The organism is Stenotrophomonas sp. CFBP 13718, assembly GCF_014842145.1.
Classification (GTDB): Bacteria; Pseudomonadota; Gammaproteobacteria; order Xanthomonadales; family Xanthomonadaceae; genus Stenotrophomonas.
Genome location: NZ_JACYVC010000003.1, coordinates 304,116 through 329,375, shown reverse-complemented (window position 1 = coordinate 329,375; position 25,260 = coordinate 304,116). Strand labels below are relative to the sequence as shown.

The following is a 25,260-nucleotide window of genomic DNA, read 5'->3' as shown; positions in this document are numbered from 1 at the left end:
CCCGCATAGTCTTTCTTCCGCTCGCCGTTGGTGGCGATGGTGGCCTGTAGCCGTCGTCCGTCCCGCCACCGCCGCATCCCGGAAGGAAAGTCGTGTTGAATACCCCCGCTCAGTTCCAGCAGCAGGCCGCTGAAGGCCACACCCGCATCCCCGTCGTCCGTGAAGTGCTGTCCGACCTGGACACGCCGCTTTCGGTCTATCTGAAGCTCGCCGACGGCCCGCACACCTATCTGTTTGAATCGGTCGAGGGCGGTGAGCGCTTCGGTCGCTATTCCATCATCGGTCTGCCGGCGCGCCGCGTGTACACCTTCCGTGGGCATACGTTGTCCATCGCCGAGAACGGCGTGGAGGTCGAACGCCGCGAGGTCGCCGATCCGTTCGCCGAAGTAGAGGCGCTGCGCAGCGCGCATTCGGTGCCCAAGCTGGACGGTCTGCCGGGCTTCACCGGCGGGCTGGTGGGCTGGTTCGGCTTCGAGTGCATCGGCTACATCGAGCCGCGCCTGGCACCGCCTGCGGGCCGCGATGAGCTGGGCACGCCGGACATCCTGCTCATGCACTCCGAAGAGCTGGCGGTGTTCGACAACCTCAAGGGACGGCTGTACCTGATCGTGCACGCCGATCCGCGCCAACCGGGTGCGTGGGACGAGGCACAGACGCGACTGGACGATCTGGTGGCCAAACTGCGCGCACCGGGTGCGGGCTATCCGGCACCGTTGCACAGCGACGTGCTGGACGAAAGTGACTTCATTTCAGGCTTCACCCGCGACGGGTTCATCGACGCGGTGGAGCGCAGCAAGGATTACATCCGCTCCGGCGACATTTTCCAGGTGGTGCTGAGCCAGCGCCTGAGCGTGCCGTTCAAGGCGCGACCGGTGGATGTCTACCGTGCGCTGCGTGCGCTCAATCCATCGCCCTACATGTACTTCCTGGATGTCGGTGACATGCAGGTCGTGGGCTCATCGCCGGAGATCCTGGTCCGCCTGCAGCACGACGCCAATGGTGTCGGCGAAGTGACCGTGCGCCCCATCGCCGGCACGCGTCCGCGTGGCGCCACCGTGGAAGAAGACAATGCGCTGGAAGTGGAGCTGCTGGCCGATCCGAAGGAGCGTGCCGAGCACCTGATGCTGATCGACCTGGGCCGCAACGACGCCGGCCGGGTATCCACGGCCGGTACGGTGGAGGTCGGCGAGCAGTTCGTGATTGAACGCTACAGCCATGTGATGCACATCGTCAGCGAAGTGACCGGCACGCTGCAGCCGGGTCTGAGTTATGCCGATGTGCTGCGCGCGACCTTCCCGGCCGGGACGGTCAGTGGCGCGCCGAAGATCCGCGCGCTGGAAGTGATCCGCGAACTGGAACCGATCAAACGCAACGTGTACGCCGGCAGCATCGGCTACATCGGCTGGCACGGTGATGCAGACACGGCCATTGCGATCCGCACCGCGGTGATCAAGGACGGACGCCTGCACGTGCAGGCTGGCGCTGGCATCGTCTACGACTCCGACCCGCAGAAAGAGTGGGACGAAACGATGAACAAAGGCCGCGCGTTGTTCCGTGCGGTCGCCCAGGCGGCGAAGGGCCTGTAATCCTTGCATGCGCCGGGTGACTGCGCCGGGCGCGTTTGTGCTTTTTCCCTCCATGACAAGGAATACCGCATGAAGCTGTCGAGCGTTCTGCTGTGGTCGTCGCTGCTGGCTACGCTGGCACCTGAGGCGTTGGCGCAGGCCAACACGATCCCGGACCAGCCGCACCTGCTGGTGAAGGGCGAAGCGCGCCGTGAGGTGATGCCCGACCGCTTCACCCTGCAGTTGACGCTCGCCCAGGTCGACATGGATGCCGACACGGCGCGGGCCAAGGTGCAGGAGGATGCCGCGCGCGTGCTGGCGCTGTTCAAAAAACACGGCGCAGTGGCCGGCAGCGTGCGCGCGGACAACCTCGAGATCGGGCCGGCACACCGTTACGAGCAGGCCCGCCAGGTGTTCATTGGTACCCGCGTCAGTCGCCGCTTGAAGGGCAGCTTTGCCAGCCCGCAGGCGATGCAGGGATTCCTTGGTGCACTTAATGCCAGTGACACGCTGCAGGTCAGCAGCCTGGCGCCGGGCTACTCCGATGTTGTCGCGCTGCGCCGTGAACTGAAAAGTGAGGCCGCTGCACAGACCCGGGACTCGGCCAAGGCCTTGGCAACCGCCTATGGTGCACGCATCCGCGGCCTGTACAGCATCTCCGACGTGGCACCCAGCTTCGCCTACGGCGTGCAGGCCGGGCGGTGGCCCACCGAAGGCGAGTCCGTTATCGCCGAGACGCGACCGACGGATCTGGTCACTCCGCCCGCGCCGCCATCTCCGCAAGCGCCCTACACGCGCGAATCAATTGAAGCCGGACCCATCACGTACACCGAGAATGTGTACGCCATTTTTCTGATAAGCGACGGAACCTGATCCATGTTGTGGATGATCGACAACTACGACAGCTTCACCTACAACCTCGTGCAGTACCTGCAGACGCTGGGTGCCGAGGTCAAGGTGGTGCGCAACGATGCCATGACGGTCGATGAGATAGCCGCGCAGAGACCGGAGCGCATCGTGATTTCGCCCGGGCCGTGTACACCCAACGAAGCGGGTGTGTCGCTGGAACTGATCCAGCGGCTGGGCCCGACCACGCCGATCCTCGGCGTCTGCCTGGGCCACCAGGGTATCGGCCAGGTGTACGGTGGCACGGTGATCCGTGCAGGCAACATCATGCACGGAAAGACGTCGGCCATCCGACACGAAGGCAAGGGCGTGTTCGCTGGGCTGCCCGATCGCTACCAGGCCACGCGCTACCACTCACTGGTGGTGGACAAGACGCGGCTGCCTGCATGCCTGGAAGTCACGGCCTGGACCGAGAACGACGACGGGTCGGTCGAAGAAATCATGGGGCTTCGCCACCGCGAACACCCGGTGGAAGGCGTGCAGTTCCATCCCGAATCCATCCTGACCGAACACGGTCACGCGCTGCTGCGCAACTTCCTGCAGCGTTGATCTGCAGGCTGACTCCAAGGAATCCACTGATGCACTTCTCCCCCCAGGAAGCCCTGCAGCGCACGATCGAGCATCGCGAGATCTTCTTCGACGAGATGGTCGATCTGATGCGGCAGATCATGCGCGATGAGGTATCGCCCATGATGACCGCAGCGATCCTGACCGGCCTGCGCGTCAAGAAGGAAACCGTCGACGAGATCGCGGCGGCCGCTACGGTGATGCGCGAATTCGCGCTCCCGGTGCACGTCGCCGACACGCGCCACCTGGTCGACATCGTCGGCACCGGCGGCGATGGCTCGCATACCTTCAATATCTCGACCTGCTCGATGTTCGTCGCTGCCGCCGCAGGCGCACGCGTGGCCAAGCATGGCAATCGCAGTGTCTCGTCGAAGTCCGGCAGTGCCGATGCCGTGGAGGCGCTCGGCGCGGTGATCGAGTTGCGGCCGGAGCAGGTAGCGCGCGCGATCGAGCAGACCGGCATCGGCTTCATGTTCGCGCCGATCCATCACCCATCGATGAAGGTGGTCGCACCGGTGCGGCGCGAAATGGGGGTGCGGACGATCTTCAACATCCTCGGGCCGCTGACCAATCCGGCCAGTGCGCCATCGGTATTGATGGGCGTTTTCCATTCGGACCTGGTGGGCATCCAGGCGCGCGTGCTGCGTGAGCTGGGTACCGAGCGGGCGATGGTGGTCTGGGGTCGCGACAACATGGATGAGATCTCGCTCGGCGCCGGCACGTTGGTCGGCGAGTTGCGGGATGGAAAGGTGCGCGAGTACGAGATCCATCCGGAAGATTTCGGCATCGCGATGTCGGCCAGCCGCAATCTGCGCGTAGATGGACCCGAGCAGTCCATCGCCATGTTGCGGGCCGTGCTGGACAACGAAGCGGGCCCGGCACTGGACATCGTGGCGTTGAATGCAGGCGCAGCCTTGTATGTGGCCGGCGTTGCTGACGACATCGGCGATGGCCTGGCGCGGGCACGCGCGGTGATTGCCGATGGCAGCGCCCGCGACCGTCTGCAACAGTACGTCGACATCACCCGCGTACTGGCAGGCTAGGCTGAAAAGCCGGAAACGACTTAATCCCCTCCGTCCCCTTTTTTCTGTGAGCATCATGAGCGACATCCTGCAGACGATCCTGGCCCGCAAGGCCGAAGAAGTGGCCCAGCGCCGCGCTGCCGTGCCGCTGGAACAGCTGCAGGCGCGCGTGGCGGCAGCTCCGCCGGTGCGTGGTTTCGTGCGCGCGCTGCAGGCGGCGATCGCCAACGGTGACCCGGCGGTGATCGCCGAGGTCAAGAAGGCCAGCCCGTCCAAGGGCGTGATACGGCCCGATTTCCATCCGGCTGACATCGCGGTGAGTTATGAATTCGGCGGTGCAAGCTGCCTTTCCGTGCTCACCGACGTGGATTTCTTCCAGGGCAGCGATGCGTATCTGCAGGAGGCTCGCGAGGCCTGCACGCTGCCGGTGCTGCGCAAGGACTTCGTGATCGACGCCTACCAGGTGGTCGAAGCACGCGTGCTCGGGGCTGACTGCATCCTGCTGATCGTTGCGGCCTTGGACGACCGCCAGCTGGCGGAGCTGTCCAGCCTGGCGATGGAGCTGGGCATGGATGTGCTGGTGGAAGTCCACGATATCGATGAACTGGAGCGCGCCCTGCAGGTGCCGGTGCAGATGATCGGCATCAACAACCGCAACCTGCGCACGTTCGAGGTTTCGCTGCAGGCCACGCTGGACATGCGCACCGCCGTGCCGAAGGACCGTCTGTTGGTGACCGAGAGTGGCATCCTGGCACCGCAGGACGTGGCCCTGATGCGCAATGCCGGGGTCAACGCGTTCCTGGTCGGTGAGGCCTTCATGCGCGTGGAGGAGCCCGGTGAGGGCCTGCGTCAGCTATTCTTCGCTGCATGAGCACGATCTATCCAACTCCGCAGGACAGTGCGCCGCTGGTGGTGTTCGATTTCGACCACACCCTGTACGACGGTGATTCCGGCAGCCATCTGTTCGCGACGCTGATCAAGCGCAACCCGCTGCGGTTGCTTGCTGCGCTGCTGGTCACGCCGGTGGCCGGCCCCTTGGTGGCGATGCTGCCCACGCGCCGTGCCGGCATCTCGATCTACGTGTGGATCGCGACCTTCGGCATGCATCGGGCGCGCGAGTTCAACCAGGTGATCGACGCGTATGTGCTGAAGAACGAGCCCAGCCTGCGGGCCAAACTGTTGCCGCAGGCGCTGGAAGTCTTCGCTGCGCACCGGGCTAAAGGCGACCGGGTGGTCGTGGCGACAGGTGCGCCGCCTGAGCTGGCCAAGGCCATCCTGGGCTTCGTCGCCCATGTGGATGTGCCGGTGATCGGCAGTGAAGTCGGGCCGCGTTTCGGTGCCGTTGGCGCCACCCGTCACTGCCACAACGAAGAAAAGATGCGGATGCTGCGCGAACGCGGCTACGGCAACATCGACGTGGCCTACTCCGACAGTACGGCGGATCTTCCCCTGCTGGTTGCGGCGAAAGCGCCAGTGGTGGTCAATCCGAAGCATGGCAGCGTGGACTTCTTCCGTCGCGTGCTGCCGGAAGGCACCCGCATCCTCAACTGGGGCTGCGCGGACCGCGGTGGTGAAAAGGTCTGATCGACGGCGGTCGTAGCCGGCCTGCCGAATGCGCCCAGACGAGGGTAGAGCCGACTTCAGTCGGCTGCCCTGCGCGTGTAAACAGCCGGCTGAAGCCGGCTCTACCGCCAGCGCCGCATTGCCTCACACCTGTAGCGCCGAGCCGTGCTCGGCGGCATGCCGGATGCGCCCACCCACCTGCCCGCCGAGGGGGTAGAGCCGACTTCAGTCGGCTGCCCTGTGCGGGAAAACAGCCGGCTGAAGCCGGCTCTACCGACAGCGCGGCATCGCATCACACCCGTAGCGCCGAGCCGTGCTCGGCGGCATGCCGGTTGCGCCGACCCACCTGCCCGCCGAGGGGGTAGAGCCGACTTCAGTCGGCTGGCCCTGCACGCGAAAGCAGCCGGCTGAAGCCGGCTCTACCGACAGCGCGGCATCGCGTCACACCTGTAGCGCCGAGCCGTGCTCGGCGGCATGCCGAACGGCCGACCGACCGGCCCGCCGAGGGGGTAGAGCCGACTTCAGTCGGCTGCCCTGCACGCGAAAGCAGCCGGCTGAAGCCGGCTCTACCGACAGCGCGGCATCGCCTCACACCCGTAGCGCCGAGCCGTGCTCGGCGGCATGCCGAACGGCCGACCGACCTGCCCGCCGAGGGGGTAGAGCCGACTTCAGTCGGCTGCCCCGCACGCGAAAGCAGCCGGCTGAAGCCGGCTCTACCGACAGCGCGGCATCGCCTCACACCTGTAGCGCCGAGCCGTGCTCGGCGGCATGCCGACGGCCGACCCAGTCTGCCGGACGTGGGGGTAGAGCCGACTTCAGTCGGCTGCCCTGCACGCGAAAACAGCCGGCTGAAGCCGGCTCTACCCTCGGCCCTGCGCAGGGAGCCAGCCGGCTGAAGCCGGCTCTACCGACAGGCATGCGCGGCGTTACCGGCCCAGCAGGCCGATGGCTGTGTGGCCGATCTGGTACAGACTGATCGCCAGGACCAGTACGCCAACGGCGACAAGTACCCAGCGCTCCTTGACCCGTTTCACCAACACGGCGGCCAACGGCGCGGCCATCATCCCGCCTATCAATAGTCCCGCCACGATCTGTAGGTGATGCAGGCCCATCGTCAGCAGGAAGGTTGCAGACACCGTCAGCGTCACCACGAACTCTGCTGCATTGACGGTGCCAATGGTCGTACGGGCTTGGCCGCCGCGTGCCAGCAGGGTAGAGGTGGCAACCGGACCCCATCCGCCACCGCCGGTAGCGTCGAGGAAGCCGGCGACCGCACCCAACAGAGGGACGCGCTTGATGTCGCCCTTGGGCATCAACCGGCCTGCCGCGCGCAGCAGAATGACGATCGCAAGCACCAGCAAATACAGATAAATCAATGGCCGGATGACGTCTCCGGGCAGCTGGGTGAGGCCATATGCGCCGACGGCTCCGCCGATTGCGCCAGGGATGGCCAGGCGCACGAACATTTTCCGGTCCACGTTGCCGGCCACCAGGTGCGAAACGCCGGACGCGCCGGTAGTGAATACCTCCGCCGTATGCACGCTGGCGCTGACCTGCGCCGGTGGCAGGCCCATGCTCAACATCACCGAAGACGACACCAGACCGAAGGCCATGCCCAATGCGCCGTCGACCAGCTGTGCGCCCAGGCCGATAAGGATGAACCACCAGAATTCGCTGCTCAGCTCCATGCGCGCAGCCTGCGGTGTGGAGGAATATCGGTCAAGCCACTGCCCGCCACTGCACGCGGTGAGGGTAGGCATGGGCGCGGTAGAGCCGACTTCAGTCGGCTGCCCTGCGTGGAAGGCAGCCGACTGAAGTCGGCTCTACCAGGCGTTGTGGGAGGCAGCCGACTGAAGTCGGCTCTACCAAGCGTTGCGGAAGGCGGCCGACCGAAGTTGGGGCAACCGCGCGGCCCGCTGTACGTGGACGCGTCAGCGCGTCCCGTACAGCACCACGGTCTTGCCGCGGGCATGCAGCAGGCCGTCGACCTGCAGCTTCTTCAGCACGCGTCCGGCCATTTCGCGGGAGCAGCCGACCAGACGGGCCAGCTCCTGCCGGGACACGCGCAGTTGACTGCCCTGCGGGTGGGTCATGGCCTCCGGCTCCTCGGCCAGGTCGTGCAGGGTGCGCACGATGCGGTCCGTCACGTCCAGGAAAGCCAGGCGACTGGCCTTGCGGCTGGTATCCAGCAGGCGCTTGGATATCTGCTGGCCCAAGGCATACAGCAGGCGCGGGGCATCAGTGGACAGCGGGCCCAGGAACAGCTGGTGCAGGCGCTCGTAGCTGATTTCGGCCAGCTCACAGGCGGTCCGCGTCCGCAGGATCACCTCACGGCGGTCCGACTCCACGAACAGGCCCATTTCGCCGACGAACTCACCGGTGCCGAAGTAGCCGAGCACCAATTCACGCTCTTCATCCTCTTCAGCAATTATTGAAACGGATCCACTGATTACGTAGTACAGCGTGCCAGCCGGGTCTCCGGGGCGGAACACGTCAGTGCGGGCAGGGTAACGGCGCCGATGGCTGTGAGCCAGGAAGCGGTCGATGGTAGCAATGTCCAAAGCCAACGGACTGGTAGCAAGGCGCACGGTTGACACGATGGTGGCGCTCCCTCTGCGCATGAACGGATTCACGGGGTGTGGGAGCAGCTTAGCGGAGCGGAAATGTTAAGAGCAAACAGATTGCAGGAACCGTTCGTTCGTTCAGGCTCCCCCCGGCGGCACAATTGCCTCATAATTGTTCCTTTCCCCGCTCTTACAGGATCGACCGCCGTGGTCAAGCCGTTGCCTCGCCTGAGGTTGCAAGGTTTCAACAACCTCACCAAGGCGCTGAGCTTCAACATCTATGACGTCTGTTACGCCCGCACCGAAGAGGAGCGTCAGCGCTACATTGATTACATCGATGAAGAGTACAACGCCGACAGGCTGACTCAGATTCTCACGGACGTTGCCGAGATCATCGGCGCGAACATCCTCAACATTGCGCGCCAGGATTACGATCCGCAGGGTGCTTCGGTGACGATCCTGATCTCCGAAGAACCGGTGATCGACAAGAAGCTTGCCGGCAAGGAGTTGATCTCCGATGCCGTGGTTGCGCACATGGACAAGTCGCACATCACGGTGCACACCTATCCGGAAACGCACCCGCAGGAAGGTATTGCGACCTTCCGCGCCGATATCGACGTGGCAACCTGCGGCGTCATTTCGCCGCTGAAAGCGCTGAACTACCTGATCGAGAGTCTGGAATCGGACATCGTGATCATGGATTACCGCGTGCGTGGCTTCACCCGTGACGTAAAGGGCAAGAAGCACTACATCGATCACAAGATCAACTCCATCCAGAACTTCCTGGCGAAGAACATCAAGTCGCGCTATGAGATGTTCGACGTCAACGTCTATCAGGAAAATATCTTCCACACGAAGATGCACCTGAAGGACTTCGACCTGGATCAGTACCTGTTTGAAGAGAAGGCGAAGAACCTTTCCTTCAAGGAACGCATGAAGATCGAGGCGCTGTTGCGTCGCGAGATCGAAGAGCTGTTCCACGGCCGCAACCTGGCCGAGTAAGAAGCCGGTCTGGCGCACTGCGCCGGAACGTTATGCAGGCGGGACGCCCCGTCCCGTGAAACAGCGATCTGCGCAGATTGGTGTTCCACGGCAGAAGACCGACCCACGGCCCGGTGTGAAAGCACTGGGCCGTTTTGTTTCCGTTATAAAAGTTGAGGAGCATCCCCATGCCCTGGATCTATCTCTTGTTGGCCGGCATCTTTGAAATCGGCTTCGCCATCGGAATGAAGTACTCCAATGGTTTCACCAAACCGTTGCCGACCGTCGCGACGGTGGTGGCTGCGTTGATCAGCCTGTATCTGATGAGTCAGGCCATGAAAACCATTCCGGTCGGCACTGCCTACGCCATCTGGACCGGTATCGGCGCGCTGGGCGTGGCCGTGTTGGGTATTTTCCTGTTCAACGACAGCGCGTCGCCGGCCCGGCTGGGTTGCGTGGCACTGATCGTGGCCGGCGTGATCGGCCTGAAGCTGGTTTCGACCCCGTAACGCAACGCGATCTGTCCGCGGTCCGCCATCACCGCACGGATTCTGTAGCGCCGAGCCGTGCTCGGCGGAATGCCGGACGCGCCACGCGATGTGGCCGGTGAGGGTAGAGCCGACTTCAGTCGGCTGTCGTTGCGGAAGGAAGCAGCCGACTGAAGTCGGCTCTACCGCGAGCCGCGAGCCGCGAGCCGCAAGCCACCGCCCGCGAGCCGCCATCCGCCATCACCGCACGGATTCTGTAGCGCCGAGCCGTGCTCGGCGGAATGCCGGACGCGCCACGCGATCTACGCGGTGAGGGTAGAGCCGACTTCAGTCGGCTTGCGGTGCGGAAGGAAGCAGCCGACTGAAGTCGGCTCTACCGCGAGCCGCGAGCCGCGAGCCACCACCCGAGAGCCGCCATCTGCCGTCACCGCACGGATTCTGTAGCGCCGAGCCGTGCTCGGTGGAATGCCGGACGCGCCACGCGATGTGGCCGGTGAGGGTAGAGCCGACTTCAGTCGGCTGTCGTTGCGGAAGGAAGCAGCCGACTGAAGTCGGCTCTACCGCGAGCCGCGAGCCGCGAGCCGCAAGCCACCGCCCGCGAGCCGCCATCCGCCATCACCGCACGGATTCTGTAGCGCCGAGCCGTGCTCGGCGGAATGCCGGACGCGCCACGCGATCTACGCGGTGAGGGTAGAGCCGACTTCAGTCGGCTGTCGTTGCGGAAGGAAGCAGCCGACTGAAGTCGGCTCTACCGCGAGCCGCGAGCCGCGAGCCGCAAGCCACCGCCCGCGAGCCGCCATCCGCCATCACCGCACGGATTCTGTAGCGCCGAGCCGTGCTCGGCGGAATGCCGGACGCGCCACGCGATCTACGCGGTGAGGGTAGAGCCGACTTCAGTCGGCTGTCGTTGCGGAAGGAAGCAGCCGACTGAAGTCGGCTCTACCGCGAGCCGCGAGCCGCGAGCCGCAAGCCACCGCCCGCGAGCCGCCATCCGCCATCACCGCACGGATTCTGTAGCGCCGAGCCGTGCTCGGCGGAATGCCGGACGCGCCACGCGATCTACGCGGTGAGGGTAGAGCCGACTTCAGTCGGCTGTCGTTGCGGAAGGAAGCAGCCGACTGAAGTCGGCTCTACCGCGAGCCGCGAGCCGCGAGCCGCAAGCCACCGCCCGCGAGCCGCCATCCGCCATCACCGCACGGATTCTGTAGCGCCGAGCCGTGCTCGGCGGAATGCCGGACGCGCCACGCGATCTACGCGGTGAGGGTAGAGCCGACTTCAGTCGGCTTGCGTTGCGGAAGGAAGCAGCCGACTGAAGTCGGCTCTACCGCGAGCCGCAAGCCGCGAGCCGCGAGCCGCAAGCCGCGAGCCGCGAGCCGCGAGCCGCGAGCCGCGAGCCACCGCCCGCGAGCCGCCATCTGCCGTCACCGCACGGATTCTGTAGCGCCGAGCCGTGCTCGGTGGAATGCCGGACGCGCCACGCGATCTCCCCGGTGAGGGTAGAGCCGACTTCAGTCGGCTGGCGTTGCGGAACGAAGCAGCCGACTGAAGTCGGCTTTACCGCAAGCCGCAAGCCGCAAGCCGCAAGCCGCGAGCCGCAAACCGCAAACCGCAAACCGCGAGCCACCGCCCGCGAGCCGCCATCTGCCGTCACCGCACGGATTCTGTAGCGCCGAGCCGTGCTCGGTGGAATGCCGGACGCGCCACGCGATCTACCCGTTGAGGGTAGAGCCGACTTCAGTCGGCTGGCGTTGCGGAAGGAAGCAGCCGACTAAAGTCGGCTCTACCGCAAGCCGCAAGCGGAAGCAGTCGACTGAAGTCGGCTCTACCGCAAGCCGCGAGCCACCCAGCCCCACCACCAGCCCATCAAAGGCGGTAGGCGATCGTCTTCATGATCTTCGACGCGAGCGCCATTGCCCCGGGGATCGGGAAGGGCAGGCGGCGTGCGCCGGCCTGTTCGGCGTGCTCGGCATGCCGTGCCTCGTCTTCCTTCATCACCTTGATCACTTCCCGGCTGCGCAGATCACCTGCGGGCAGGGTGGTCAGGTGCTCGTCCAGATGCGCTTCCACCTGGCGCTCGGTCTCTACGACGAACCCCAGGTTCCAACCGTCGCCGCGCAGTCCCGCCAATGTGCCGATCACGTAGCTGCCGGCATACCAGACGGGATTGAACAGGCTGGGGCGGCTGTCCAGTTCGCCCAGTCGAATGGCGCACCAAGCGAGGTGATCGGTTTCCTCCTGCGCGGCCTCCAGCAGGTGGGCACGGGTGGCGGGGTCGTGGGCTACCGCGGCCTGGCCGAAGTACAAGCCTTGCGCGCAAACCTCGCCTACGTGGTTGATGCGCATCAGGCCGGCCGCGTGGCGTCGCTCGCTGCGGTCCATGCCCGGCTCGTCAGCCTCGGCGGCAGGGTAGGGGCGCAGGGCCGGCGGATTGCCGAACACGGTGTCCAGTGCGCGCTGCGCCTCGGTCAGCAGGTGGTCCAGCGGGGTGGTCTGGCGAAGCGCGCTCATGGTGGGGCCAATGACGTCGGGGTGCCTCCGATTCTCGCCGCCAGGGCCGCTGCTGCCAAGTCTTGCTGAGCAGGGCAACTTGCACCGCAGGCAAAAGGTGGATAAAATCCCGCCCTTGCGTTTCACCTTCACAACGCGTGGCAGAGTTCCGGCCCTCCTGGCCGCAATGAGCCCGACGACCTACATAGAGTTCTTCATGAGCACTTTCACCGCTAAGAACGAGACCGTCCAGCGCGACTGGTACCTCGTTGACGCCGAGGGCAAGACCCTGGGCCGTCTCTGCACCGAGCTGGCCCGCCGTCTGCGTGGCAAGCACAAGCCGGTCTACACCCCGCACGTTGATACCGGCGACTACCTGGTCGTCATCAATGCAGAAAAGATTGTCGTCACCGGCAAGAAGCTGCAGGACAAGATGTATCACCGTTTCACCGGTTACATCGGCAACCTGAAGACCGAATCCCTGGCTCAGGCGCTTGAGCGCCACCCGGAGCGCGTGATCGAGACCGCCGTGAAGGGCATGCTGCCGAAGGGTCCGCTGGGTCGCCAGATGTACCGCAAGCTCAAGGTCTATGCAGGCACTGAGCATCCGCACGCCGCACAGCAGCCGCAGGTTCTGGATATCTAATCATGGCTATCACTCAAAACTACGGCACTGGCCGCCGCAAGTCCTCCACCGCCCGCGTGTTCCTGCGTAAGGGTTCGGGCAAGATCACCGTCAACGGCCGTCCGCTGGACGAGTTCTTTGGTCGTGAGACCGCGCGCATGATCGTGCGCCAGCCGCTCGAGCTGACCAAGAACACCGAAAGCTTCGACATCCTGGTCACCGCCGCTGGCGGCGGCACCACCGGTCAGGCCGGTGCGATCCGCCTGGGCATCGCCCGCGCGCTGGTCGAGTATGACGAAACCTTGAAGTCCGAACTGCGCAAGGCGGGCTTCATCACCCGTGACGCCCGTGAAGTCGAGCGTAAGAAGGTCGGTCTGCACAAGGCACGTCGCGCCACCCAGTTCTCCAAGCGCTGATCCACCGCGCCTGGCGTGGGGCCCTTCGGGGCTCTGCTGGGAGGAAAACAAAAACCCGGCTTCGGCCGGGTTTTTGTTGTTTTAAAGAACGGTCACATCGTCGATCAGGACCTTATCTACCCGCCTGCATCATCCCCGATGGAGTAGAGCCCCCTTGTTGTTCAAGGAGGCGCGCCAACGGCGCGGGGATAAGGTGGAATACGCGCCCAAATACTAAAAAAGGCCTGATCAACGATCAGGCCTTTTTTAGTATTTGGCTGCCCCGGATGGATTCGAACCACCGAATGCCTGAGTCAGAGTCAGGTGCCTTACCGCTTGGCGACGGGGCAAAATAGGTAAATCAATTCTCTCACTTTCCAGGTCGAAAACCAACTCCGACATGGTGGCTATGGGTGGACTCGAACCACCGACCCCAGCATTATGAGTGCTGTGCTCTAACCGGCTGAGCTACATAGCCTTGGTGAGCCGCGTATTCTGGGCATGTGTACGAAGCATGTCAATACTTTTGTGTTCCGCTTGTGGGCCGACAGGCGGCATGGGATAGTCCCTGTCAGTAGATTTCTAGGAGTCCGCATCGTGATCGATCCGGACGGCTATCGACCGAACGTCGGCATCGTGTTGATGCGCCAGGATGGTCAGGTGTTCTGGGCACGTCGTGTGCGCCGGGATGGCTGGCAGTTCCCACAGGGCGGCATGAACACGGATGAGACGCCCGTCGAGGCCATGTATCGAGAGTTGCAGGAAGAAACGGGCTTGTTGCCTGAGCACGTTGAAGTGCTGGGAGCAACGCCTGGGTGGTTGCGCTACAAGCTCCCCGCGCGGGCGATCCGCCGCAATGAGCGACAGGTGTGCATTGGCCAGAAGCAGGTCTGGTTCCTGCTGCGCCTGACCGGTGACGAGTCGCACGTACAGCTGGATCTGACCGACAGCCCCGAGTTCGACAATTGGCGTTGGGTGGATTTCTGGTACCCGGTGGAACACGTGGTGATGTTCAAGCGTGGCGTTTATGCACGTGCGCTGCGGCATCTTGCGCCCATGGCCCGCGGTGTCGACGGTGCGGATGTATCGCAGATGCCGACAGGCGCGCAGGAGGCCTGGATGCCAGGCCACGCCGCGGGGCATGATCGCCCGAGAAAGCGGGCGACCACGAAGGGTACTGGCCGAAAAAAGTGCAAGGCGACCCTACGTAAGCCCCGCCCGATGGTTCTGGCCTGAACCATATCGAGAATGATTCAGGTAGTTAATTGACAACCATTCGCGTTTGAAGTGGAATGACGGCAGGCCAGTCCGGCCTGCCAGCGTCAAAGCCCACTGTGTACGTCTGCATCTGCAACGGAGTAACCGATCACCAGATCCGCGCTGCTGCGAGTGATGGCTGCACGACGGTGGCCGAGCTGACCATGCGCACCGGCTGCGGTGCCACCTGCGGTTCCTGCCTGGACATGGCCGGTGACCTGCTGGCCAAGGCGATGGGCACACATGATCTGCCGTTGCCCGTACTGGGTCTGCAGGCTGCCTGACAGTGCCTTGAGCGTGCGTGCGTGATTGAGCACGATTCGCGTTCCTTCATCGCCGCGCCAAAGCCGCTACAGTGCCTGCGTTTTCAGCGTGCAGGAGCACCCCCCATGAAAGGCGACGCCACCGTCATCCAGTACCTCAACAAGGTGCTGTACAACGAGTTGACCGCGATCAACCAGTACTTCCTGCATGCAAAGATGCTGAAGAACTGGGGCATCAAGGAGCTTGCAGAGCACGAGTACAAGGAATCGATCGACGAGATGAAGCATGCCGACATGCTGTCCGATCGCATCCTGTTCCTTGAAGGACTGCCGAATTTCCAGGCGCTGGGCAAGCTGCGCATCGGCGAGAACCCGACCGAGATCCTGCAGTGCGACCTGGCGCTGGAAAGCGAGGGCGTCGTGGTGTTGCGCGAGGCCGTCGCGCATGCAGATGCCGTCGGCGATTATGTCAGCCGCCAGCTGTTCACCAAGATCCTGGATTCCGAGGAAGAGCACATCGACTGGCTGGAAACGCAGCTGGATCTGATTGCCCGCATCGGCGAGCCGAAGTACCTGCTCAGCAAGCTGGAAGACTGAGCGAAACGGTGCGCCGCGCGGGGCGCTCGCCGAGCATGGCTCGGCGCTACAGAAGCAGATGCATGCGTCCGCGCGCGCCGTAGCGCCGAGCCACGCTCGGCGGCATCTGTCAGCGCGCTGGACGCCAACCCGCCAGCGCGATCCGCGCCCGGGCAAACTCGGCCACTACCCGCGCCGCCGCGATGGTCGGCTTCTCGAGGCTCTCTGCGCGGGCTTCCAGTTCAATGCGACGTGCTGCGGTCGACAACGCCAGTGCGCCGACATTCGCGCTGGATGACTTCAGGCTGTGGGCAAGTCCGCGCAGGCGCTCGGTATCGCTGGCCTGGGCGGCGTCCTGCAGGTGCTGCACCAGCGCTGGCGTGTCATCCAGGAACGCGGTGATGATCGCCTGGGTGCTGTCACCAATCACCTCATGCAGCTCATCCAGTACCGAGGGGTCCAGCGCGGGCTGCGCGGTGTCCGCGTCACTGGCTGACAGCGTCTCGGCCAATGCATCGGCCATCGGGTCTGCTGCAACGGCACCGGTCTCCGGGTGGCCCCACCGTTCCAGCATGCCGCGCAACAGCCGCATTTCCACGGGCTTGGACACGTAGTCATCCATGCCGGCCTGCAGGCAGCGTTCTCGATCACCGGCCATGGCATTGGCGGTCATCGCGATGATGGGCAGCCGGGGCAGGTGATGGGCGGCTTCGTGTGCCCGCCAGCGTTGGGTTGCCGCATAGCCGTCCAACACCGGCATCTGGCAGTCCATCAGCACGACGTCCACGCCGCCGGCATGCAGTTCCTGCAGTGCCAGCTCGCCGTCCACTGCCGTGCGCACCGTGCACCCCAGGACCTCCAGCACGCGTTGGGCGACCAGCAGGTTGACGCCGTTGTCCTCAACCAGCAGCAGGCGCAGGCCAAGCGGCGTTGTCGGGGCTTTGGTCAGTGGGCGCAGCGACGCCTCGCCCAGCAGTGGCGCGGGCCGTGCCGAGGCGCGTACCGGCACCAACAGGGCATGCAGGGTGCTGTCGCTGACCAGTTCATCCAGCCAGTGCTGGCCGTTGCGTGATGCGGCGTTGCCGAGCTGCAGCCATAGCACCTGCGGCGCGTCGTCGCCGCGCTCCGCCAAGGCCCGCTGCAGGGAGGCGTCGCCGTTGCGCAGCAGGCGCCCATCCACCACCAGCCATGCCAGCGGCCGCGTCGCGGCGCGCAGCGGCTCAAGCGCTTCGGCCAGGGTAGTGACCGTCTGCACCTGCAATCCATGCTGCGCCCCCACGCGGTGTACGCGCTGCTGCAATGCGGGGTCCTGACTCAACAGCAGCAGGTGGCCCAGCTCCGGACCGTACCCGTTGCCCGTATCGCCGGCTGCTTTTGACAGGGGTATTTCAAACCAGAACGTGGCGCCCTGGCCGGGCTGCGATTGCACGCCGATCGTCCCTTGCATCAGTTCGATGATGCGTCGGCAGATTGCAAGGCCCAGCCCTGTGCCACCGTACATGCGGGTGGTGGACGCATCGGCTTGGCTGAAGGACTGGAACAGCCGCGGTTGCTGCTCCGGGGCGATACCGATGCCGGTGTCCACTACCTCAAAGCGCAGCGCATGGCGCCGCACGGTCTCGCCCAGCCGTCGCACCTTGACGCTTATCTTGCCGCGCGCGGTGAACTTGATGGCATTGCCCAGCAGGTTGCCCAGCACCTGCCGCAGGCGGACCGGATCGCCGCGCACGGACAGACGCACCGAAGGGTCGATCTCCAGCTCGATCCGCAGGCCTTTGGCCTCGGCAGCGCGTTGCATCAGCTGCACCACGCCCTCGAGCAGGTCACGCAGGTTGAAGGTGGTGTCCTCCAGTTCCAGCGCGTTGGCCTCCAGGCGGGAGTGGTCCAGGATGTCATCGACGATGCGCAGCAGCTGCTGGGAACTGAACGCCGCCGTCGCCAGCATCTGCCGTTGTTCGGTCTCCAGCTGCCCGCGCCCGATCAGGTCGAGCATCGGGATGATGCCGTTCAACGGCGTGCGGATTTCATGGCTCATCGTGGCAAGGAACTCGCCCTTCGCCAACGCGGCGGCTTCGGCAGCCTGCTTGGCCAGCAGCAGTTGTTGTTCCAGCTGTCCCTGCTGGTCATGCAGCCGCTGCAGGTGGTCACGCTGCTGCTGCAGATCGGTCAGTCGAAGGTCGCGTTCGCGTGCGCGTTCGTGGCGCGCGGCGAGCCGCTGCCCATGCAGGAAGAACAGGGCCACCGCCGCCGCTGCGGAAAGCGCGGCCAGCCAGGGCCACGGCCCGGCGAGCTCCAGCGCGGCCGCTATCGCCAGTGCCACGGTCGCCAGTGCGACCCCCATGGCCGGCCACCAGCTTGATGTGCCCCGCCCTTGGGCCATCGGTTACAGCACCGCGTTGAGGAAGTCGAAATCGAGGTCGCTGCCAGCGGACTGCACCATGTTGCCTTGGATGAAGTCGACACCGCCAACCCACATGGCGGCGGCCGCCTGCGGATCTTCGATCTGCTGGCCGATGATCTGCAGGTTGGCCCGGTGCGCCGCTTCGATGGCACTGCGCATCTCGTCGCGGGTCTGCGGATTGGCATGGCTGCTGGAAAAGCGTGCCGCCATGCGTACGAAGGCCAGCGGCAACTGGGTCAGCAGGGCATTGGCCTCCGCGCTGGGTTCGAACTGGCTGAGGCAGAAGCGCACGCCCAGCGTGGCTACCCGCGCGCAGAACTGCTGCAGTGTCACGGTGTGGATCAGGGCATCGGGCAGGCGCACGTCGATCACCAGCGCACTGCCCTCCAGGCGGCGCTGCTGCAGCGATTCCAGCAGCCAGTCGGCGAAGGCATCGCGGGCGAGCGTGCGCAGCGACTGCGACACGAACAAGTGCAGCGGCGGCGATGCGTGGCGATAGTGGTCCAGCAGGCCCAGCGCGTGGTCCATGACCTGCTGGTCCAGATCGGCGATGCGGCCGGCGGCTTCGGCAGCCGGGATCACCTGGCCGGCGGTCAGCACGCTGCCATCGGCCTGGCGCAGCCGCAGCAGCACCTGGTACTGCGCGTTGCCGCCGCCGGCGACGGCGACGATCGGCTGGTAGGCCAACTCCAGCTGCCCGTCCAGCATGGCCAGATGCTCATCACTGCTGGCCTCGACATGCGGCACGTGACCGGCAACGCCGGCCGTGAGCAGGCGGGCCTGCAAGGTGGTGCGCTCGATGGCTTCCAGCGCGCTGCCGACATCGGCAAAGCCCGGCGACAACGGCGCAAAGCCGATCACCCCGCGCAGGTGCACCGATTCTTCATCGCGTATCACGAAGGCGCGCGCGGAAAGCTGTTCGCGCAGGGTCTTCGCGGTGGCGTCCAGTTGCTCTTCGTCGATGCCGCGCGCCAGGGCAAGGAAGCTGTTGTCGTTCAGCCGGGCCAGCAGGTACGGCTGCGCGGCTTCTGCCAAGCGCTGCCCTGCCTGCACCATCAGGCGCTCGAATGCGGCGTAGCCATAGCGTTCGCGCAGTCCCAGCGCGCTGGCGATCTCGATGAAGAACACGCCGCCGTGATCACGGTGGGACAGTGCGGCGGCCAACTGCTGCAGCAGGTGGTGGCGCGTCGGCAGGCCGGTCTCCGGATTGTTCAGCAGCGGTCCGCCACGCTCGCCCGATGCGCTGGCCGCCTGCGCGCGCGCACGGCGGATGCGGTTGGACACCGCCGCAATCAGGTGGCGTGGACGGATCGGCTTGCTCAGGTAGTCGTCTGCGCCGCTGTCGAGCACTTCGAACTGGCGCTCAGGGTCCGGGTCACCGCTCAGGAACACGATGGGCAGCATCTGCATGCCCGGCATCTGGCGGATCATCGCCGTCAGGCGCATGCCGTCCAGACCAGGCAGGTGCAGGTCCATCAGGATCAGGTCCGGTGCATGCTCGTGGATCGCGGGCTGCACGCTTTCCGCATCGCCGACGACCACCGCTTCCATGCCTGCGCCGTGCAGCACGCTCTGCGCGAACAGCGCCTGCGCGCGGTCATCTTCGACGACCAGCACACGGTAAGGCGCGTCACTGGGCAGCAGATCGGATGGCACGCCCGCCTGGGCATCCATGGCGGCAGGCAACGGCGGCGGGGTGGCTGCAGGAAGCGCGACCACGTTGTCGGCGAGGGCGGTCGGCTCGACCGGCGCCGACGCCCAGCGCTGCCAATGATCGGCCGGTGGGGTTTCAGCACGTGCGTTGCGTGGGGAATTGGGATCGTTCACGAAGTCGGCAGCGTCGAAGGTAGGGGGATTATGCGGCAGGGCCTGTGCGCGAGATATCGCGATGCCCCCCCGTCAACCAACGTACACCCTTCCACAAGGCGCGCCAGACCAGCCACACCGCCAGGGCACCGGCCAGGCTGCAGGCCAGCACCACGATCAATGCCAGCCACGGATGGGCCAAGGCCAGTGCCAGACCGCCGACGACCAGGGTGTCTTCGGCCGCCGAGGCGACCCAGTTGCTGGCGGGCTCCGGCGAGGTGTTCAACAAGGCGCGGGTGCCGGCTTTGAGGCCATGGCTGGTCAACGCCACCGCTGCGCCCGCAAGCAGGGTGCCGTTACCGAGGTCGCCATCCGGCGACAAGGTGGCTGCGGCGAGAAACGCGCCAGCAGGCACCCGCGCCAGCGTCTGCAGCAGGTCCCAAGCCGAATCCACGCCGGGAATCTTGTCGGCGAAGAATTCGGCGACGGCCAGGACGGCGGACGTGCCGAGCACCCAGTACGATTCGGTGGCCTGCAGCGCCGGCGGCAGATCGACCCAGCCCAGCAGCCCGGCCAGGCCAACACCGAATACGGTCAGGTAGACGCGGATGCCGGCCAGCCAGGCCAGCAGGATCCCGATCACGAACAAATGGGCGTCGGTCATGGCGCAGGCTCCAAAGGAAAGCTCGGTCAGAGCGGCGGCTGGCCACTCCGAAGGGGCCGCACGCCGGAAGGCTGCACTATCAGCGAAGGCGTCGCTGAATGCCACAGGCGGGCAGTCGGCATGGGCGGAGCGCGGCCTGCGTCCTGAACTACAATAGACGCGACTGACTGCCTGACGCTGTGCCTGCCCTGCGCAGCGCGCAGCCCCGGAGACCTGCCATGAACCATCGACCGCCTTCGCGCGTCCAGATCCGCCTGCCAGGCCATGCCGCCCCGGGTCCCCGCCGCCCGTGGCTGCTCGTAGCGGTCGGCCTTGCCGTGCTGCTGCTCGTCGGCCTGCTGGGTTTCTGGCTGGGCCGCCCCGGTGGTGAGGTCGGTGACACGCTGCAGGGGACGCAGAAACGTGCCGATGCCTTGCAGCAGGAGCTGGTGGAACTGCGCCAGCGTCAAGCCACGCTGGAAGCCTCCGATCGGATCAGCCGCGCCGCCAACAACGAAGTGCAGGCATCGCTGGCCGAGCGCGACGAGGAAATCGCGGGCCTGCGCGCCGATGTGGCCTTCTACGAGCGCCTGGTGGGGGCGACCAGCCAGCGCAAGGGACTCAATACGCATTCCATCGAGTTCCGCTCCGAAGCGGCCGGTACGTATCAGTACACGGTGGTGCTGACCCAGAACCTCAACCGGGGCGCTATCAGCCAGGGTCAGATGCGTTTTACCGTGGAAGGCGTCAAGAATGGACGTCTGGCCACGGTCAGCTGGGATGACCTGCACCAGCGCAGCAAAGTGCCCGGACAGGAGTATTCCTTCCGGTACTTCCAGCAGTTGAGCGGCAGCGTCATCCTGCCGTCGGACTTCACCCCGCAACGGGTGAAGGTCACACTGGGTAGTGGAACGGGGGGTTCCACGCAGGTATTCGACTGGAAACAGGCCGGTGCACCGGCCACGAACGGGGAGTAGGACAATGTTTGGAAGCAGCAAATCCAGCCGTGATGGGCAGTTGGTCGTCGATGCATTGATCGGCAGCCAGGTAGTGATCCGCGGTGATGTGGAATTCAGTGGTGGCCTGTATGTGGAAGGGCGTATCCACGGCAAGGTGATCGCACAGGAAGGCGCCAGCGCCGCCAATCTCACGCTTGCCGAGAACGGGGTCGTCGAAGGCGAGATCCGTGCCCAGGTGGTGGTGATCAGCGGCCGGATGGACGGTGACGTGCATGCGACCGAGCGCGTCGAGCTGACCCCGAGCGCGCGAGTGAACGGCAATGTGCACTATCAGGTCGTGGAAATGGCTGCGGGTGCCCAGCTGAACGGTCGGCTGATCCATTCCAGCGCCCCGATGGCCGCGCTGCCGCCGCCGGAAACCGGCAAGGATGAGGCCGCATCCGGCAAGGGCGACACCGCTGCCCGCCGCAAGCTGGCCGAGGCCATGGCTTGAAAGCCGACCCCCGCGGCCCCATGCTGAAGCCATGAGCACGTTGATCTCCCTACCCGGCACTGCCGCTGCAGCGCCGGGCTATCAGTCCCTCGACCGCCCGTTGAACTTCACCGAGTCCGCTGCGGCGAAAGTGCGCGAGCTCGTCCAGGACGAAGGCAACGCCGATCTGGCGCTGCGCGTCTATATCCAGGGCGGTGGCTGCTCCGGTTTCCAGTACGGGTTCGAGTTCGATGAGAACCGCGCCGAGGATGACCTCGCCGTGCAGACCAGCGGCGTCACCCTGCTGGTGGATCCGCTGAGCCTGCAATACCTGATGGGCGCCGAGGTTGATTACACCGAGAGCCTGACCGGCGCGCAGTTCGTGATCCGCAATCCCAATGCGAAGACCACCTGCGGCTGCGGTAGTAGTTTCAGCATGTAAGGGCACGGGGCGGCGCGTAAATGCGCTGCCGCGACTTGCCAGCCGCAGCCCATGCGTTCAGGCTTGGCAGATGCCTACCCATCTTTCGCCGCTGTCCGATTTTTCCTTTGTCGATGAGCCGCTGGAGCGCGCTGATGCCCTGCGTGCCGATGCCGACGCCCTTGCGCGTCTTTGGCCCGATGCACGCATCCTGATCCTGGACCGCGACGGCACGGCGTTCACCGGCGCTGACGACCAGCCGTTGCCGCTGACCGGTGCCGATCTGGGCGGTGGTCCCGGGACAGCGATCTTCCTTGGCCTGCGTGGTGCGCAGGCGTGGTTCTCGGTGGAAGCGGCGGCGCTCGATGTGACCGCACCGGGGCGCATGGACCTGCGCCAGGCTGCGCTGTCGTGGTCGATGGGGGATGCGACCGCCTTCAGTTACGCGCGCGGCATGTCGTACTGGCATTCGCGCAATCGCTTCTGCGGTGTCTGTGGTGGCGAAGTGCGTTTCGAACGAGGGGGCTTCGTCGGCCGCTGCCAGCAATGCGCGGTGGAGCATTACCCGCGCGTGGACCCGGCAGTGATCGTCGCCGTGCAGAACCGCGGCCGCCTGCTGCTGGGTCGCCAGGCGAGCTGGGCGCCGCGGCGCTATTCGGTACTGGCCGGTTTCGTCGAGCCGGGCGAATCGCTGGAACAGACCGTGGTGCGCGAAGTCTTCGAAGAGAGCAAGGTCAGGGTATCGGCGTGCCAGTATCTCGGCACCCAGCCGTGGCCGTTTCCGGGTGCGCTGATGGTGGGCTTCAGCGCACAGGCCGAGGATGACGCGCCGGAAGTGGACGGTGAGCTGGAAGACGCACGTTGGTTCAGCAAGGAAGAGGTCGGTGCCGCGATCGCCCGCGACGTGCACGATGACGGTGACGGCATCCGCCTGTCACCCCCCATCTCGATCTCGCGCAGCCTGATCGAGCACTGGTACCGCCAGCAGCCCTAGGAGCGTCGCATGTTCACCACGCTGGTTGCCGTACTGGTCGCTTTGGCCCTGGGGCATGTGGTCCCCGCGTTTGCGTCACGGCTGCGGCGCTTTGAAGGCTTCCGCCACTGGCTGACATGGCTGGGTGCGCATCCGGGACCGGCATGGCGCGGCCCGGCCGGCGTGGCATTAGCCGTCGTGCCGCCCGTGCTGCTGCTGGCCCTGCTGGCCTGGTGGCTGCATGACCGGCTGTATGGACTGCCCGCGCTGCTGCTGGGCATCGCGGTGCTGTGCTGGTGCTGGGGGCCGCGTGATCTGGATCGTGATGTCGAGACGATCATCGATGCCGATGAGGCCGCCGTGCGTCACGCCGCCTTGCAGAACCTGCAGTCGGCGGGCGGCAGCCTGCGCGACGATGTGCCTTCGCTGGTGGACGCCACGGTGTACAACGCACTGCGTCGCTGGTTCGCGGTGCTGTTCTGGTTCCTGTTGCTGGGCCCGGCCGGTGCGTTGGGGTATCGCCTGTTGGCGCTGATGGCCATCAGCCCGATGCGCGCACGGGTGCCGCCGGACAGCTTGGACGTGGCGCAGCGCGTCCTGGGCTGGCTTGAATGGCCGGTCGCACAGGTGATGTCGCTGTCGATGGCGTTGGTTGGCAACTTCGACACGGCGTGGACCGCATGGCGTCAGGCGCATGGCGAGCGCTGGCGGCGCGATGTGGGGTTCCTCGGCGCCGTGGCGCGCGCCAGTGTCAGTGCCGAGCTGCGCGAAGAGGCCCACGATTACACCGATATGGGCCTGCTGCCCGTCTGGCAGCGTCTGCCCGAACTCCGCGACGCCATGAGCCTGGTCTGGCGGATGCTGCTGCTGTGGCTGGCCGTGTTGGCGCTGCTGGTGATCGCCGGCTGGATAACCTGACGACCGGGTAGAGCCGACTTCAGTCGGCTGGGCGATTCTGGGTAGAGCCGACTTCAGTCGGCTGGGCAATCCTGGGTAGAGCCGACTTCAGTCGGCTCTACCAGGGAATCCGGCTGCGGCTGTCCGATCAGCCGACTGAAGTCGGCTCTACCAGGTGACCGGTGCATCCGGCTCACCCGGGCGCAAGCGCCATGAACGGTGCCCACGGCAGGTTGCGCAGCACCGCATACCCTAGCAACACCACCAGCCACATCATCGGATTGGCGAGCATCCGTATCAGCGGATCAAGCACGCGCATGCGCACGCCGGCCCCATTGAGCAGCATCAGCAGCAGGAACGGCAGACTCATCACCAACAGCGGATTCATGGCCATCGCGCCGGCCAGGTCGCCGTGGACCAGAGAGTAGAGGCAGCGCGTGCTACCGCAGCCGGGGCAGTACAGGCCGGTCAGCGCGTAGAGCGGGCACGAGGGCAGGGGATTGCCATCGGCATAGGGGTTGACGTGGTGCAACACGACGGCAGCGCCAGCCGCCAGCGCAACGGCCGTGCCCAGCGGCAGCCAGCGTTGCAGAGACGGCGGTAGGACAGGCAACGGCATCGCTCGTGCAGGGAACGGGATCCGGCATGTGCCGGACCCCGTCGATCCGCTTAGTAGCCGCTGTTGCTCAGCGCGCCCATGCCGCCGAGGGCAACCACGAAGATCGCGTACAGCACCAGTACGACGACGCCGGCGATGGCAGCCCACATCGCGAACTTCTTCGCCTTGTCCGAGGCTTCGCGTGCACCGACGATGTCGCCGGCAGCAATCTTGCCGTTGACCTGTGCGGCAAAGACGATCGACACGATGCCCAGCGGCATGCAGCAGAAGAGGGTGGTCAGGATCGCCCAGACGAGGTGGTTCGGGATCTGCGGGTTGACTGCATTCATTGCATAAGCTCCTTGGGATGGTGGGTGGTGACTCAGTTACCGGAGAGGGCGCCCAGCGCAGCGATGCCGCCGAACAGTCCGAACCACAACAGCAACAGGACCGGCAGCGCAGCAGCCGAGGCCACTGCCCACCATCCCGCCCTGCGCGATGCGTCGTGTGCGCCCACGAGGTCGCCCGCAGCGCGGCGACCATCGACTTGGGCGGCATAGACGATCGACACCACGCCCAACGGCAGGCAGCAGAAAAGCGTCGACAGGATCGCCCAGACCAGATGGTTCGGGACGAAGACCGACGAAGTGCCCAGCGGTGGTGGGTGATTCAAGAGCGAGACTCCATTCCATGGTGGCCGGCAGGATCAACGGCGTGCCGGTGCGCCCCCCTGTGGCTGGGTAATCTACAGCAATGAACGACAGGTGTATGCGTCTTCGGCGTGTTTTCTGGAACCGATTACATCGATCCCGTCGCGGACAGACCCACCAT

At 65.3% G+C, this 25,260-nt stretch carries 26 protein-coding genes, 2 tRNA genes and 1 pseudogene; 18 read left to right on the top strand and 11 right to left on the bottom strand.

Going from position 1 to position 25,260, the window contains the following annotated elements:
* Positions 1–95: 95 nt before the first annotated feature.
* From trpE to IFT58_RS07295, 6 genes are all read left to right on the top strand, one after another.
* On the top strand, positions 96–1,586 hold the full coding sequence (gene trpE / locus IFT58_RS07320; protein WP_192094329.1) for an anthranilate synthase component I: 1,491 nt from the start codon (positions 96–98) through the stop codon (positions 1,584–1,586).
* Positions 1,587–1,655: 69 nt separating this feature from the next.
* A complete protein-coding gene (locus IFT58_RS07315) occupies positions 1,656–2,438 on the top strand; it encodes an SIMPL domain-containing protein (protein WP_192082532.1) in 783 nt (260 codons plus the stop codon).
* A gap of 3 nt (positions 2,439–2,441) precedes the next feature.
* Positions 2,442–3,020 carry an aminodeoxychorismate/anthranilate synthase component II gene (locus IFT58_RS07310; RefSeq protein ID WP_188325261.1) on the top strand — a complete coding sequence of 193 codons (579 nt, stop codon included), beginning with the start codon at positions 2,442–2,444 and terminating at the stop codon, positions 3,018–3,020.
* A gap of 29 nt (positions 3,021–3,049) precedes the next feature.
* Positions 3,050–4,081 (top strand): anthranilate phosphoribosyltransferase, encoded by a 1,032-nt coding sequence (gene trpD / locus IFT58_RS07305; protein ID WP_188325260.1) that lies wholly within the window; start codon positions 3,050–3,052, stop codon positions 4,079–4,081.
* Positions 4,082–4,136: 55 nt separating this feature from the next.
* Positions 4,137–4,931, top strand: a complete 795-nt coding sequence (trpC, locus tag IFT58_RS07300; RefSeq protein ID WP_192082530.1) for an indole-3-glycerol phosphate synthase TrpC — start codon at positions 4,137–4,139, stop codon at positions 4,929–4,931.
* The gene (locus IFT58_RS07295) at positions 4,928–5,644 is read left to right on the top strand and encodes a haloacid dehalogenase-like hydrolase (protein WP_188325258.1); all 717 of its coding nucleotides are present in this window, start codon (positions 4,928–4,930) and stop codon (positions 5,642–5,644) included. The genes trpC and IFT58_RS07295 overlap by 4 nt, the downstream gene beginning before the upstream one ends.
* 905 nt (positions 5,645–6,549) lie before the next feature.
* Here IFT58_RS07295 and IFT58_RS07290 read toward each other — a convergent pair.
* Together IFT58_RS07290 and crp are read right to left on the bottom strand one after the other, a co-directional pair.
* On the bottom strand, positions 6,550–7,311 hold the full coding sequence (locus tag IFT58_RS07290; RefSeq protein ID WP_192094423.1) for a sulfite exporter TauE/SafE family protein: 762 nt from the start codon (positions 7,309–7,311) through the stop codon (positions 6,550–6,552).
* A 243-nt stretch (positions 7,312–7,554) separates the two neighbouring features.
* Positions 7,555–8,244: a cAMP-activated global transcriptional regulator CRP gene (gene crp, locus IFT58_RS07285; protein ID WP_188325257.1), complete on the bottom strand. Its 690-nt coding sequence runs from the start codon at positions 8,242–8,244 to the stop codon at positions 7,555–7,557.
* Positions 8,245–8,394: 150 nt separating this feature from the next.
* Between crp and speD the strand changes: the two genes are divergently transcribed.
* A complete protein-coding gene (gene speD / locus IFT58_RS07280; RefSeq protein WP_188325256.1) occupies positions 8,395–9,189 on the top strand; it encodes an adenosylmethionine decarboxylase in 795 nt (264 codons plus the stop codon).
* Between the two features lie 167 nt (positions 9,190–9,356).
* Positions 9,357–9,677, top strand: coding sequence for a quaternary ammonium compound efflux SMR transporter SugE (gene sugE / locus IFT58_RS07275; protein ID WP_188325255.1), 321 nt, complete (start codon positions 9,357–9,359; stop codon positions 9,675–9,677).
* A gap of 1,842 nt (positions 9,678–11,519) precedes the next feature.
* Here sugE and coq7 read toward each other — a convergent pair.
* Positions 11,520–12,164 (bottom strand): 2-polyprenyl-3-methyl-6-methoxy-1,4-benzoquinone monooxygenase, encoded by a 645-nt coding sequence (gene coq7, locus IFT58_RS07270; RefSeq protein ID WP_192094328.1) that lies wholly within the window; start codon positions 12,162–12,164, stop codon positions 11,520–11,522.
* A 196-nt stretch (positions 12,165–12,360) separates the two neighbouring features.
* Between coq7 and rplM the strand changes: the two genes are divergently transcribed.
* Together rplM and rpsI are read left to right on the top strand one after the other, a co-directional pair.
* Complete coding sequence (gene rplM, locus IFT58_RS07265; RefSeq protein ID WP_006398837.1) at positions 12,361–12,789, top strand: 50S ribosomal protein L13; 429 nt, start codon at positions 12,361–12,363, stop codon at positions 12,787–12,789.
* Positions 12,790–12,791: 2 nt separating this feature from the next.
* Complete coding sequence (gene rpsI, locus IFT58_RS07260; RefSeq protein ID WP_188325253.1) at positions 12,792–13,184, top strand: 30S ribosomal protein S9; 393 nt, start codon at positions 12,792–12,794, stop codon at positions 13,182–13,184.
* 254 nt (positions 13,185–13,438) lie between these two features.
* Here the strand turns inward: rpsI and IFT58_RS07255 are convergent.
* Both IFT58_RS07255 and IFT58_RS07250 read right to left on the bottom strand, forming a co-directional pair.
* Positions 13,439–13,513 (bottom strand) — tRNA-Gln (locus tag IFT58_RS07255).
* 51 nt (positions 13,514–13,564) lie between these two features.
* Positions 13,565–13,641: transfer RNA gene (locus tag IFT58_RS07250), tRNA-Met, on the bottom strand.
* A gap of 119 nt (positions 13,642–13,760) precedes the next feature.
* On the opposite strand from IFT58_RS07250, the pseudogene IFT58_RS07245 reads away from it, so the two are divergent.
* From IFT58_RS07245 to bfr, 3 genes and pseudogenes are all read left to right on the top strand, one after another.
* Positions 13,761–14,374, top strand: a pseudogene (locus IFT58_RS07245) (RNA pyrophosphohydrolase).
* 123 nt (positions 14,375–14,497) lie between these two features.
* Positions 14,498–14,704, top strand: a complete 207-nt coding sequence (locus IFT58_RS07240; protein WP_188327370.1) for a (2Fe-2S)-binding protein — start codon at positions 14,498–14,500, stop codon at positions 14,702–14,704.
* Between the two features lie 105 nt (positions 14,705–14,809).
* Positions 14,810–15,280, top strand: coding sequence for a bacterioferritin (gene bfr, locus IFT58_RS07235; RefSeq protein ID WP_192082528.1), 471 nt, complete (start codon positions 14,810–14,812; stop codon positions 15,278–15,280).
* A gap of 109 nt (positions 15,281–15,389) precedes the next feature.
* On the opposite strand, the gene IFT58_RS07230 is transcribed toward bfr, so the two are convergent.
* The 3 genes from IFT58_RS07230 to IFT58_RS07220 are packed head-to-tail and all read right to left on the bottom strand — an operon-like array spanning position 15,390 to position 20,130.
* On the bottom strand, positions 15,390–17,600 hold the full coding sequence (locus tag IFT58_RS07230) for a hybrid sensor histidine kinase/response regulator (protein WP_192094327.1): 2,211 nt from the start codon (positions 17,598–17,600) through the stop codon (positions 15,390–15,392).
* A 42-nt stretch (positions 17,601–17,642) separates the two neighbouring features.
* On the bottom strand, positions 17,643–19,487 hold the full coding sequence (locus IFT58_RS07225) for an EAL domain-containing protein (RefSeq protein ID WP_188325249.1): 1,845 nt from the start codon (positions 19,485–19,487) through the stop codon (positions 17,643–17,645).
* Positions 19,488–19,515: 28 nt separating this feature from the next.
* On the bottom strand, positions 19,516–20,130 hold the full coding sequence (locus IFT58_RS07220; protein ID WP_188325248.1) for a DUF4126 domain-containing protein: 615 nt from the start codon (positions 20,128–20,130) through the stop codon (positions 19,516–19,518).
* Between the two features lie 218 nt (positions 20,131–20,348).
* Here IFT58_RS07220 and IFT58_RS07215 point away from each other — a divergent pair, with 218 nt between their 5' ends.
* From IFT58_RS07215 to ampE, 5 genes are all read left to right on the top strand, one after another.
* Positions 20,349–21,086, top strand: coding sequence for a DUF6776 family protein (locus tag IFT58_RS07215; RefSeq protein WP_192094326.1), 738 nt, complete (start codon positions 20,349–20,351; stop codon positions 21,084–21,086).
* A 4-nt stretch (positions 21,087–21,090) separates the two neighbouring features.
* Complete coding sequence (locus IFT58_RS07210; RefSeq protein WP_188325246.1) at positions 21,091–21,561, top strand: polymer-forming cytoskeletal protein; 471 nt, start codon at positions 21,091–21,093, stop codon at positions 21,559–21,561.
* A 31-nt stretch (positions 21,562–21,592) separates the two neighbouring features.
* On the top strand, positions 21,593–21,982 hold the full coding sequence (erpA, locus tag IFT58_RS07205) for an iron-sulfur cluster insertion protein ErpA (protein ID WP_188325245.1): 390 nt from the start codon (positions 21,593–21,595) through the stop codon (positions 21,980–21,982).
* A gap of 70 nt (positions 21,983–22,052) precedes the next feature.
* Positions 22,053–22,955, top strand: coding sequence for an NAD(+) diphosphatase (gene nudC / locus IFT58_RS07200; RefSeq protein ID WP_192094325.1), 903 nt, complete (start codon positions 22,053–22,055; stop codon positions 22,953–22,955).
* A 9-nt stretch (positions 22,956–22,964) separates the two neighbouring features.
* Entirely contained in the window at positions 22,965–23,852 is an 888-nt protein-coding gene (gene ampE / locus IFT58_RS07195) for a regulatory signaling modulator protein AmpE (protein ID WP_192094324.1), read from the top strand.
* Between the two features lie 172 nt (positions 23,853–24,024).
* Here ampE and IFT58_RS07190 read toward each other — a convergent pair whose 3' ends face one another.
* Genes IFT58_RS07190 through IFT58_RS07180 form a run of 3 tightly spaced genes read right to left on the bottom strand, consistent with a single transcriptional unit; the run spans position 24,025 to position 25,102 of the window.
* Entirely contained in the window at positions 24,025–24,450 is a 426-nt protein-coding gene (locus tag IFT58_RS07190) for a DUF2752 domain-containing protein (RefSeq protein ID WP_192094323.1), read from the bottom strand.
* Positions 24,451–24,500: 50 nt separating this feature from the next.
* The gene (locus tag IFT58_RS07185) at positions 24,501–24,779 is read right to left on the bottom strand and encodes a CD225/dispanin family protein (protein ID WP_188325241.1); all 279 of its coding nucleotides are present in this window, start codon (positions 24,777–24,779) and stop codon (positions 24,501–24,503) included.
* Positions 24,780–24,811: 32 nt separating this feature from the next.
* On the bottom strand, positions 24,812–25,102 hold the full coding sequence (locus IFT58_RS07180) for a CD225/dispanin family protein (protein ID WP_188325240.1): 291 nt from the start codon (positions 25,100–25,102) through the stop codon (positions 24,812–24,814).
* Positions 25,103–25,260: the final 158 nt, after the last annotated feature.